A 12,383-nucleotide genomic window follows, 5' to 3' on the forward strand; every position below is an offset into this window, starting at 1 on the left:
TTTGGCTATAAATCATATGATCTTAAATTGGCACACTTCTTGCATTCTAATCTATGAAATGTAAAAAGGAGTGGAGTTCCAAGTGAATAAATTTTCCGTTTTTTGTACACCGAAAACCATTTTATATGGACGTGATGCTTTTCGTCATGTCGGTGCAGTTGCAAAGCAACGGGGCCAAAAGGTCCTGATCGTTAGTGATAACGTAATGGATGGCCTTGGCCTTGTAGGTGACTGCATAGAGTATCTTCAAAAAGAAGGTGTGAATAGCGAGGTATATTTAGGAGTACATTCTGAACCGACAGATCAGTATGTAGCTGAAGCTTTAGCACTTTTTAAAAAGGGTCAATGTGATGTAATTGTTTCCCTAGGTGGAGGAAGCTGCATAGATACCGCGAAGGCAGTGGCCGTTTTAGCGACAAATGGCGGATATATTGGTGACTATAGAGGAAACAAAAAAATGGCAGCTAACTCACCGATTCCGCATATTGCAATACCTACAACTGCAGGAACCGGCTCAGAGGCAACTGATGTAACGGTTATTACCAACACTTCAAATGATGTCAAAATGATGATCAAGCAACCTGCATTTATGCCGGATGCTGCGATTGTCGATCCATTATTAACAGTTTCATCGCCAATGAAAGTGACTGCAGCAACAGGAGTAGATGCTCTAAGTCATGCGGTAGAAGCCTATCTTTCAAGGCGCGCTCATCCAATGACAGATACGTTTGCTTTATCAGCGATGAAGCTTATCGTGGAAAATCTGCTTGCAGCCTATCAGGATGGGGAAAATCTTGATGCTCGTGAAGCAATGAGTTTAGGAGCATTACAAGCTGGAATTGCCTTTACAAATGCTTCCGTTTGCCTTGTGCACGGAATGTCACGGCCAATTGGTGCACTCTTTCATGTGCCGCATGGATTCTCAAATGCGATGCTGTTACCCGCTGTATTAGAATTTAGTAAAGATTCATGTATTGATCGTTTAGCCGATTTAGGCAGGATGTTTAAGCAAGACAGTGATGGTATGACAAATGAAGCTGCGGCTGAACTTGCTGTTGCTTCTGTTAAAAAGCTATGTTTGCAATTAAATATTCCCAATCTTAAAGGCTGGGGGATTAATCAATCGGCATTTGAAAGCGCTGTAGGAAAAATGGCAGCAGATGCTTTAGATAGCGGCAGCCCGGCAAATAACCCTAGAGTTCCCACTCAAGAGGAATTAGAAGAGCTTTACCATATTTGTTATAACTACCAATTTGCAAGTGAAGAAAAGGTAATTTAAGGAATATCGAAATTTTGCATCAGAGGGATTGGATTCACTGCAGCATTATGGATATCTAGTCATTGCGATCAGATCGATCTGTGGGGAGACCCATTAGCGCCCGATTGGCCAATCTTTCTGCTAATTGTAGTTTTGCTAAAAATCGTCTTATTTTTAGCCGTTATTCTTTATGCAATTTATTAATGAATCTTAGATTTTTTAACATACAGAATGTGAAGGGAGAAGGATAATTATGACAACAACAACGAAAAAGGTGTTAGAAAACTATATTAATGGAGAATGGGTTGAAGCGAGAACAGATCAGTACCAAGTTGTACCTAATCCTGCAACAGGGGAAGAGTTAGCCAAGGTGGCACTGTCGACTAAGGCTGATGTAGTGGCTGGTGTAAATGCAGCAAAGGAAGCCTTTAAAACGTGGAGCAAGACTCCTGTGCCAAAGCGTGCCCGTATCCTTTTTAAATATCAGCAATTGCTAGTTGAAAATTGGGATGAACTTGCTAGATTAATAACATTGGAAAATGGAAAAAGCTATAAAGAAGCGTATGGAGAGGTTCAACGAGGAATTGAATGTGTGGAATTTGCTGCTGGTGCACCTTCTTTGATGATGGGCAAACAACTTCCTGATATCGCAACAAATATTGAATCAGGCATGTACCGTTATCCAGTAGGTGTAATCGGAGGGATAACGCCATTTAACTTTCCAATGATGGTTCCATGCTGGATGTTTCCGCTTGCAATCGCTTTAGGTAATACATTTGTGTTAAAGCCTTCTGAGCGTACACCGTTATTAGCAAACCGATTAGCTGAGTTATTTAAAGATGCAGGGCTGCCAGATGGTGTGTTTAATATCATTCATGGCGCACATGATGTTGTAAATGGCTTGCTTGATCATAAAGATGTTCCAGCTATCTCGTTTGTTGGCTCTCAGCCAGTTGCAGAATACATTTATAAAACAGCTTCATCAAATGGAAAACGTGTTCAAGCATTAGCTGGAGCAAAAAATCACTCAATTGTTATGCCAGATGCTGATTTAGACGCTGCCGTTAAGGAAATAATTGCTGCTGCTTATGGTTCTGCCGGTGAAAGATGTATGGCATGTTCGGTCGTTGTGGCTGTGGATGATGTTGCAGAGCCTCTCATTCAAAAGTTAAATAAAAGAGCTGATCAAATTAAAATTGGAAATGGCCTTGAAGAAGATGTGTTTTTAGGCCCAGTCATTCGCAAGGAGCATAAGCAAAGAACGGAGCACTATATTGAGCTTGGAATTGAAGAAGGGGCGACACTCATTCGAGATGGGCGTCAGGATGAAGCTTACCAGGATGAAGGTTACTTTATCGGGCCCACTATATTTGATAACGTAAATCCATCAATGAAAATTTGGAAGGATGAAATTTTTGCACCAGTTCTATCGGTTGTTCGAGTGCAAAGCCTTGAGGAAGCAATTGAACTGACAAATCAATCTGATTTTGGTAACGGAGCATGCCTATTTACGCAAAGCGGCAGCAATGTCCGCTATTTTAGAGAGAATATTGAAGCAGGAATGCTTGGCGTCAACATCGGTGTACCAGCACCAATGGCCTTTTTCCCATTCTCAGGCTGGAAAAACTCCTTTTATGGAGACCTTCATGCTAACGGACCAGATGGAGTTGAATTTTATACAAGACGTAAAATGCTTACTTCACGTTGGTAACAGCATAAAAGAGTTAAAGGGTAAAACACTCCAAGGTTGTCTTGGGGTGTTTTTTCTTCACTTTTTTTTCGGTAATATTTTCAAAGTATTAAAAGAAAATGGTATTCTTATGGGAAGGACGAGATTATAAAAGAAAAGGATGCATTTATGAGAGATTTCAATTATTCAAAAAATAAAGATTTATACAGAAAGGCTATTCTCTTTTTTATTGTCTTAATGTTTTTAGGCTTAATTATTTCTTACCTTGATCCCGGTCAATATGAATGGGCATTCTATTTTCAATTTTTTCTAGTCATTGTATTATCAGTCTTATTGTTCCTATATCCAAAAAAAGAAACAAATGGCATGAAGTTCCTCATCATTACTTTAACGACAATTTATTTTTATACACTGTTTATCATCTACCCGCAAACTTCATCTACGATTATATTACTTGCCATTATACCTGGAGCTGTTATTTTATTTTTTCAACCAATGCTATTTTATCTATCATTATGCTTAAATATTATCTTCATGACGGTCATTTTTGGTTATGTCTTTTTTATTGATAAGGGGGACAATTATCCCTATTTATATCTGGATTTGATTGGGAACATGATTAATTTCCTCGGAAGCCAGGGACTATTATTTCTCATATTTTATTTTTCCCATACAAGAATGAAGCAATTACAGTTGTATTATGAACAAATCCAACAAGCTGAACGATTAAAGACAACCGGACAGCTAGCTGCAGCTGTTGCCCATGAAATTAGAAATCCCATTACAGTTGTAAAAGGCTTCCTTCAACTTTATAAAGAGGATGATTCAATAGATAAACAAAAAAAGGAGCATTTTTCTTTAATGTTAGATGAATTAAATGTTGCTGAAACGGTGATATCTGATTTTTTATCGATTGCAAAACCAAAAGGCAATATTGATTCAAGCACTGTAAATGTAAAAAATGCAATTTTAAGTGTGACCGATCTCATTCAGTCTTACGCATTGCTTCATAACATTTCGCTGAAAATCGATGTCCAGAATGAATACATCATTTCTTGCAGCTTGATGGAATTTAAACAATTAATGATTAACCTTTTAAAGAACGCAATCGAGGCCTCTCCGAATGATGGCACGATCGATATCGAGGTAAAAGAAAAGAAGAAATTTATTGAGATACTTGTGATTGATTCAGGCTGTGGAATGACAAAGGAGCAATTATCAGCAATTGGTACACCGTTTTACACATTAAAAAGCAAAGGGACAGGCTTGGGCCTTATGATATGCTTCAACATTGTACAAAAATATAATGGCAGTATCCAATTTCAAAGTGAAGAAGGCAAAGGAACGAAAGTATCCATTTGCCTTCCTTCTCAAAAGGCTGAAAGTCAATAGCTAAAAGGAGAAGAAAGATGGATAAACAAATTGCGGTTATAACAGGTGCTTCGAGCGGTTTTGGTTTTATGACATCGCTAGAATTAGCGAAATGCGGCTATTTTGTGATCGCAACGATGCGCAATATTGAAAAATCTTCGCAATTGCTGAAACGCGCAGAAGAGCTTGGTGTATATGATTTGATTCATATACATGAATTAGATGTCACTTCCCAGGCTTCAATTAATCGTTGGAGAGATTTTATGAAAACCTTAGGAAGAATCGATGTGCTGATTAATAACGCAGGTTTTGCAGGTGCAGGCTTTGTTGAGGAGATTCCACTTGATGAATATAGAAAGCAGTTTGAAACGAATGTGTTTGGAGTTATGGCGGTAACAAAGGCTGTATTACCGATTATGAGAGAACAAAAAAAAGGTAGAATTATCAATATTAGCAGCATAAGCGGTCGTTTTGGCTTTCCCGGATTATCACCATATATTTCATCTAAACAAGCTTTGGAGGGATGGAGCGAGGCTTTGCGATTTGAAATGAAGCCTTTTCGTGTTGATGTTGTTTTGGTAGAGCCGGGATCTTTTCAAACAAGTATTTGGACATCGGGTAAACATGTAACAAAGAAATCTTTGGATGTGATGTCTCCATACTATGGAATGATGAAAAAACTTGAGGAACATATTGATAAAGGTGCGGACAAGTTTGGTGACCCATCTGAAGTGGCTAAATTAATTGTTAAGATTGCACAAAAGAAACAGACAAGGATACGGTATATGGTTGGTAAAGGAGTAAAGACAGCTGTTTTTCTCAAAGCCATTCTCCCTTGGAAAGTTTGGGAGGGGATTTTTTTACGGCAGCTAAAATAAGCTGTTTTTTGTGTGTTTTTGTCGGATAGTAGGACTGCCGCTTTATTAGGAAGAGGCAGTCTCATGGAATAAATGAAAGAGGAGAGAAAATGGACAACCTCCGTCACAAGGTTTACCGCACTTTCAATTACAGTTGTACCTCTAAACAAATCGAAGATACGCCTTCAAAATCGGTAGTGATAGCCTTAACCAGCCACCTTTAGGGAATAAAGGGTTTTTCCCTCAGTATCCCAGCACTATTATCTTCGACCTCAATAATGCATGTATAACGATTCCTTTTCACTGAAATCATTAACTATCTACTTTTTGGCAGGGGATGCAAAGTATTTTAGATGAAATAACATTCCTTTCTTAAGTGGTCACTCACATACTAGTTAGGTCATTAGCACTGTTTTCAACCGTTAATTCGACATTCATATAAAATGTATTGGGTTGAATGATCAATTACTTCCCTTAAAAAACTATCTTCCTATATATCCAGTTATTAGAATCGTGAATATTTTCTCTATTATTCACTTTTTTGTGAAATATATTGTTATCTTAATTTTTCGACAATTATTATTTCCATCGAGAAAAAATGAGTAAAAAGAGTGATATTTTAAGCTGGAAATGCAGCAAAACCTAATGTATACACAAATGTATACATGTAAACATAATGTAATCTTTTTGTATACAATCATGTAAACGTGTGTACAAAGCTGTACGCATGTTGATTTAAAGGGATGTATACATAAATGTTTACATGTATACGGTTTTGAGTACGTGTATACGTTATTTGTATACATGTTTACTAGATGAACACAACGAAAGTAATATTGACGCTTTTAGCTATAAGCTTTACCCTTAGATTAAACTGATGAACGTTCTTCTTGGACATCATCATTTAATAGAAAGGAATGATTAGATGAGCGTAACGCGTATTGCAGCAATTGATGTGGGAAATGATTGTGTAAAAGCATTATTTGGAAAATTAGATTATAACTTGTACATACCAAACGTCATTGCAAGAGACACTGAAGACCGACCAGTTATTGGTATTGAAGAATTAAATGATAAGGATCCGCTAGATGGCATTCATATTAGAGTTCACTCCCCTGCTTTAAAAGAAAATAATGTGATTTATCGTGTTGGGAATCTAGCCACGAAAAGTGATCATGCGAGTGAATTAGATCCTGGCAGCAGCAAATCTGAAGAGGACCAAACTCTAGTTATGTTATTTGCTTCATTAGCATTAGATGCAGTAAGAGAAGAAAATTCTACTCTTTATAAAAAGACAAATAATGTCATTGATGCGAATTACACGCTTGGAACAGGACTTCCCCTTCGTGAAGTAAAGGAAGGTAAGGATGTAGGCTATCGCTCACAATTACTAAGCTCTGTTCACCAAGTTGAATTTCTAGTCACACCAAAATACCAAGGACTAAAAGTAAATATAAGATTTGATGAGGTGAAGGTGTATCCAGAGGGATTTGCTGCCTATATTAATCTAGTAATGGATAATGACTTAAATATCATTAATCGTGATCTAATTGATAAAAGAATTCTTATTCAAGACATCGGAGGTTTATCAACTGATATTGCTGTCATCAAAAATCGCAATGTTGATGACGATAAGGCACAAGGTTTTAATCTTGGTGTTTCTGAATCTTTAGAAGCAATAAGAGAAGAAATTCGTTCCAAACATGGAGTTGAATTAGACAGCCGAAGAGATGTTGTTGAAATCATTACTCGAAAAAATGACCGAAACCATATTATGGTAAAAGGGAGCCGGACAAGCGTTCATGATATTACGGATCGTATTTTGCTAGAATTAGCGAAAAAGCAATATCGTCATTTACGCAATGTGTGGCAGAAAAACTCGCAAACAGAAATCTGCTACTTTGTTGGCGGCGGAGCAATGGTATTAAAAGACTATATCAAAATGTTAAATAATAGCTTGGATGGCTATAACATTGAATTCTTTGAAGATGAACAAGAGAGCATTTGGATGATGGCGAATGCATATTATAAATTAATCTCTGATTATGCTAGAAGAAATAATCTGAATACAAAGGGTAAAAAGGCAGAGAAACAAACAGTAGAAAAATAGGGTGGTTTCATGAATAAAAAGGGCTCGGCATCCATACAAAGGGGACAAGCAATTACTTTTCGCCTTCCCTCAGACACTCCTGATCATCTTTTAAAGCAGATTCAGATGTTAAAAGATATAGAAAGACGTAACTTTTCTAGTAAAATAGCTGAGTTTGTTTTAGAAGGGGTTGGCGGCTCGCTGTCAAAGGATCGCGAGACAATAACACTACCTCTGCCGAAAAAACTAAGCAAAGACCAGCGGAACTGGTTAAAACACTCTCATTCAGAAGCGTTATTAGGCAGCATTGTTTATCAGCTGTTAGCAGATCCAGTACGAGCGACATCGATCTTAGCATCACTGAACAGCAATGCGTTGGATATTGATGAGGCACTTTATTTGCAAGAAGTTGAACCAATTGAAATAAAAGATGATGACATTTCCACAGTCTCCTCAAACGAAATGGAAGAGCTGGAAGAGGAGACTGCCCTGCCTAAAGTAGATGATCTGGAATTGGATTTAATCAACTTCGATTGGGAGAAGGTTAGACAAGAGCAAGCCTCTGCAGAAGAAGAAGATCAAGACCAGCAAGAAGATATAGATGACCTTCTTGGAGGGTTTCTTGCTAATATGAATAAATAAGAAACTGGTGCCTAATTAGAGCTTTTTAGCATAAGAAGAAACCTAAATGAATATATGTATGAGAGATCATTTCCGGGGGAATGATTTTGTTAAAAAGATATTGACAACAATAATTTGAAAATCATACAATGAAACAAGAATATAAATTTACAAGAAATGGAGGGTTACAAAAATGGAAAATGTAATGGGAAATAAAGCTTGCCAAATTTCATATTTTTTATGTGACCCGCAAAGGATTGTAAATCGGTAATTCTTTTTAATGAGCAATTTCTACTTGTCATTCATCGCAGGTCACTACTTTAGTGGCGTGCGTTTTTTATTGGCTTCTTTTAGGCATCGTGCGTTTACCGTACGGTGCCTTTTTGTCTTTAAAGAAGGCAAATTCCGAGCGGTTAGCTCGTTTATATAGATATTTTTTTGAAGGGAGCTTTGAAAATGGAAAAAGAGAAGATTAATCGCATTGATTTAGATTGGATGAAAGGTGGCTAACGGCCAAAAAATGAATTATTGTACTTAGTTTTGGTGTCTAGCTCAAGTGTACAGCAGCTAATGAACTTCACACTTAATAGGTGAAGCGTCTATTCATACGTTGCTGGTGAAGGCACTTGTGCTTTTTAAAAGGGAGGGACCTTTCATTGTTCTCAGTACTTGGAAAATTAAGCTGGTTTTTTAAACAGTATTGGAAGCGCTACACTGTAGCGATTACGTTATTAATCATCGTTAGTATATTAGATGTTATTCCCCCGAAAATTATTGGAATAGCGATTGATGATATTCAATTTGGGCAGATGACAGGAGATAGGCTTCGTAACCTGCTTCTCTTCTTTGGCGCACTCCTAATTTTAAGCTATGGGATCACTTATGTGTGGATGTACCAACTTTTTGGAGGCGCCCATTTGATTGAACGAATATTAAGGTATCGATTTATGAGACATCTATTGTCGATGACTCCTAGTTTTTATGAAAAAAATCGAACAGGCGATTTAATGGCAAGAGCGACAAATGATCTTAAGGCGATATCCCTGACAGCAGGGTTCGGTATTCTGACTTTGATCGATTCGACGATCTTTATGATTATTATCATTTTTGTCATGAGCATGACGATAAGCTGGCAACTTACCATTGCAGCTCTTCTGCCATTGCCTTTGATGGCACTCGCGATTAATTATTATGGAAGCCTTATCCATCAGCGATTTACCGTTGCTCAAAATGCCTTTGGTGATTTAAATGACAATGTTCTGGAATCAATCGCTGGTGTCCGTGTCATCCGTGCATATGTACAGGAAAAAGCTGATGAAAAGCGTTTTAGTGATATGACAGAAGATGTTTATCAGAAAAACATTGCGGTGGCAAAAGTTGATGCATTATTTGAACCAACCATTAAAATCCTTGTCGGATTAAGCTATGTGATCGGACTTGGGTATGGCGCATATTTAGTCTTTCATCAAGTGATTACGTTAGGAGAATTAATCAGTTTTAACATTTATTTAGGGATGTTAATTTGGCCGATGTTTGCTGTTGGAGAGCTGATTAATATTCTGCAGCGCGGCAATGCTTCATTAGATCGGGTAAATGAAGTACTTGCATATGAACCAGATGTTAAAGATCACGAAAATCCAGTTAAACTGGATACTGCTGAGTCTATTGTGTTTTCAAATGTAACGTTCCGGTATCCTTCATCCACAACGGATAACTTAAAGAACATTGCTTTACATGTAAAAAGGGGCGAAACGATAGGTGTTGTAGGTAAAACAGGTAGTGGAAAGACAACATTGTTGAAACAGCTTCTGCGAGAATATCCATTAGGGAATGGGAAAATAATCGTATCGGGAACTTCTCTAGAAGAGATTGCGATTGATACAGTGCATTCTTGGATTGGCTATGTCCCGCAAGAACAAATTCTTTTTTCGCGGACGATTCGGGAAAATCTAAAGTTTGGAAAAGAGAAGGTAAGCGAGGAAGAAATAGATCGCGCTTTACATTTAGCAGCGTTTGACCAGGATCTATCTGTTTTGCCAAAAGGGCTTAATACACTTGTTGGTGAAAAGGGTGTTGCCTTATCAGGCGGGCAAAAACAAAGGATTTCAATAGCCAGAGCACTAATTAAAGATCCGGAAATTCTGTTATTAGATGATGCAATGTCTGCTGTTGACGGAAAAACAGAGGCGAAAATTATAAAAAATATTCGTAAAGAGAGAGCTGGAAAAACGACCTTTATCAGTGCACACCGTTTATCTGCCGTTCAACATGCTGATTGGATCATCGTCATGGATGATGGGAGAATTGTGGAAGAGGGCACACATGAACAGCTCCTTAAGCAAGGGAAATGGTATAAAGAGCAATTTGATCGGCAACAGGCTGATTCCTATGGCGAGGTGAGTTAAATGAATCAAAAAACAACAGGAAGACGCCTTTTCGACTACGCCCTTCTCTACAAAAAAACAATCTTGATTGCATTGGTAATGCTGGCTCTGGCTGTTATGGCAGAACTAACAGGGCCATTAATTGCAAAGAGAGTGATTGATCACCATATGATGGGTATTGAAAGCCCATGGGTAGAGGTAAAAGAAAAGGATGAACAAACCGTTCTTTACAATGATCGTTATTATAAAAGAAATAGCAATATGACAGATGGAGCATCAGCAGGTGATGCTAAGCTGCAGATTGTTCAAGTAGGCAGATCCTTCTATGTTACAGAGGAGCATCTTAGCTTTGATGGTGACAGGTCAATCAATGGTAATGAACTAACCATTGTTAAAGGAAATGTGCAAGCCAGCTATAAAGTAGATAGATTAAACCAGCAGGAATTAATGGCTTTTTATCAACCAGAGATTCGCCCAATTATTCTGTTGCTTGGTTTTTATGTCGGTCTGCTGATAATTGCAGCATTTTTCCAATATGGAAAATCGCTAATGCTCCAAAAAGCTGCGAATCGCATAATCCAAAAGATGAGAACTGATGTATTTGAGCATATTCAGCGAGTGCCTATCAACTATTTTGATAATAGGCCAGCCGGAAAAATTGTTTCACGTGTAACAAATGATACTGAAGCAATTAGGGAGCTCTATGTAAAAGTACTTGCGACTTTTTTCACTAGCGGAATTTATATGACAGGTATATTTATTGCATTGTTTTTCCTAGATCAAAAGCTAGCCCTTATCACATTGCTTTTAGTACCAATTATTTTGATTTGGACATTGCTATATCGAAGGGTAGCTTCTAAGTATAATCATTTAATCCGAACGAGAATAAGTGATATAAATGGAATGATCAATGAATCAATCCAGGGAATGCCAATCATTCGGGCATTTAGACGCAAGGAACAAACGACAAAGGAATTCGAATTGTTGAATGAGGAGCATTTTGTCTATCAAAATAAGCTGCTCAGTTTAAATGCATTAACATCGCATAACTTAGTTAATGTTCTTAGAAATGCAACCTTTGTTGTGCTTATTTGGCATTTTGGCGGCCAATCAATTAGCACAGCAGGAATTGTATCAATCGGAATGCTTTATGCGTTTGTTGACTATCTTAATCGATTATTCCAGCCGGTAACGGATATTGTTAACCAGTTAGCGCAGCTGGAGCAAGCGAGGGTTGCGGCTGAACGGGTATTTGAACTTTTAGATGAGAAGGGTGTTGCTGTTGATGAGGGAAAACTTCCTAGATATGAAGGAAATGTTCGCTTCAATCAGGTCTCGTTTTCCTATGATGGTGAGCATGATGTTCTGAAAAATATCTCCTTTGAGGCGAGGAAGGGTAAGACAGTTGCTTTAGTAGGGCATACCGGATCTGGGAAAAGCTCTATTATTAACCTGTTATTTCGGTATTATGATATTGATCGGGGAACGATTACGATTGATGGCAAAGATACGAGTAAACTTCCGCGTCAGCAGTTTAGAAAACATATGGGGATTGTGCTTCAAGACCCTTTCTTGTTCACAGGGACCATTTCTTCAAACGTGAGCTTGGATAATCCAGAAATATCAAAAGAGCAGGTCATAAAAGCACTTAAGGATGTAGGAGCTGAACGATTTATTGAAAAGCTTCCAAACAAATATGATGAGCCTGTACTAGAAAAAGGAAGCACCTTATCTGCTGGAGAGAGGCAGCTTATTTCCTTTGCGAGGGCATTAGCATATGACCCGGCTATCCTCATTTTGGATGAGGCAACAGCCAATATTGATACCGAAACAGAGGCGATGATTCAGGAGGCCTTGAAAATTGTCAAGGAAGGCAGAACAACCTTTATTATTGCCCACCGTCTATCAACAATCCGTAGTGCTGATCAAATCCTTGTATTAGATCACGGTGAAATTGTTGAAAGAGGAAGTCATGAGGAGCTGCTGAACCAAAAAGGAAAGTACTATCAAATGTATCAGCTGCAGCAAGGAAAAGAAGTATCAAAGGTCGGATAATTGAAGAGTTGTGAACCGCTCAACTATGTTTACCCTCTAGCAAATTCGGGAAAATCTA

At 38.0% G+C, this 12,383-nt stretch carries 8 protein-coding genes; all 8 read left to right on the top strand.

Annotation, left to right across the window (positions count from 1 at the left end; translation table 11 throughout):
- Positions 1 to 82 precede the first annotated feature (82 nt).
- Complete coding sequence (locus tag WQ54_RS24680; protein ID WP_046588310.1) at positions 83 to 1,279, top strand: iron-containing alcohol dehydrogenase; 1,197 nt, start codon at positions 83 to 85, stop codon at positions 1,277 to 1,279.
- 232 nt (positions 1,280 to 1,511) lie between these two features.
- Positions 1,512 to 2,969, top strand: a complete 1,458-nt coding sequence (locus tag WQ54_RS24685; RefSeq protein WP_046588312.1) for a CoA-acylating methylmalonate-semialdehyde dehydrogenase — start codon at positions 1,512 to 1,514, stop codon at positions 2,967 to 2,969.
- A 147-nt stretch (positions 2,970 to 3,116) separates the two neighbouring features.
- Positions 3,117 to 4,340, top strand: coding sequence for a HAMP domain-containing sensor histidine kinase (locus tag WQ54_RS24690; RefSeq protein ID WP_046588314.1), 1,224 nt, complete (start codon positions 3,117 to 3,119; stop codon positions 4,338 to 4,340).
- Positions 4,341 to 4,357: 17 nt separating this feature from the next.
- Positions 4,358 to 5,197, top strand: coding sequence for an oxidoreductase (locus WQ54_RS24695; RefSeq protein ID WP_046588316.1), 840 nt, complete (start codon positions 4,358 to 4,360; stop codon positions 5,195 to 5,197).
- A 904-nt stretch (positions 5,198 to 6,101) separates the two neighbouring features.
- Entirely contained in the window at positions 6,102 to 7,286 is a 1,185-nt protein-coding gene (locus WQ54_RS24700; RefSeq protein WP_046588318.1) for a ParM/StbA family protein, read from the top strand.
- 9 nt (positions 7,287 to 7,295) lie between these two features.
- Positions 7,296 to 7,907, top strand: a complete 612-nt coding sequence (locus tag WQ54_RS24705) for a hypothetical protein (protein ID WP_046588320.1) — start codon at positions 7,296 to 7,298, stop codon at positions 7,905 to 7,907.
- A gap of 635 nt (positions 7,908 to 8,542) precedes the next feature.
- The gene (locus WQ54_RS24710; protein ID WP_046588322.1) at positions 8,543 to 10,291 is read left to right on the top strand and encodes an ABC transporter ATP-binding protein; all 1,749 of its coding nucleotides are present in this window, start codon (positions 8,543 to 8,545) and stop codon (positions 10,289 to 10,291) included.
- On the top strand, positions 10,292 to 12,325 hold the full coding sequence (locus tag WQ54_RS24715) for an ABC transporter ATP-binding protein (protein ID WP_046588324.1): 2,034 nt from the start codon (positions 10,292 to 10,294) through the stop codon (positions 12,323 to 12,325).
- The last annotated feature ends 58 nt before the right edge of the window (positions 12,326 to 12,383 follow it).

The organism is Bacillus sp. SA1-12, from assembly GCF_000981385.1.
Classification (GTDB): domain Bacteria; phylum Bacillota; class Bacilli; order Bacillales; family Bacillaceae; genus Metabacillus.

Coding starts and splice junctions, on each gene's coding strand:
- WQ54_RS24690 (WP_046588314.1), top strand. CDS start 3,117: ATGAGAGATTTCAATTATTCAAAAAATAAAGATTTATACAGAAAGGCT.
- WQ54_RS24700 (WP_046588318.1), top strand. CDS start 6,102: ATGAGCGTAACGCGTATTGCAGCAATTGATGTGGGAAATGATTGTGTA.
- WQ54_RS24695 (WP_046588316.1), top strand. CDS start 4,358: ATGGATAAACAAATTGCGGTTATAACAGGTGCTTCGAGCGGTTTTGGT.
- WQ54_RS24685 (WP_046588312.1), top strand. CDS start 1,512: ATGACAACAACAACGAAAAAGGTGTTAGAAAACTATATTAATGGAGAA.
- WQ54_RS24705 (WP_046588320.1), top strand. CDS start 7,296: ATGAATAAAAAGGGCTCGGCATCCATACAAAGGGGACAAGCAATTACT.
- WQ54_RS24715 (WP_046588324.1), top strand. CDS start 10,292: ATGAATCAAAAAACAACAGGAAGACGCCTTTTCGACTACGCCCTTCTC.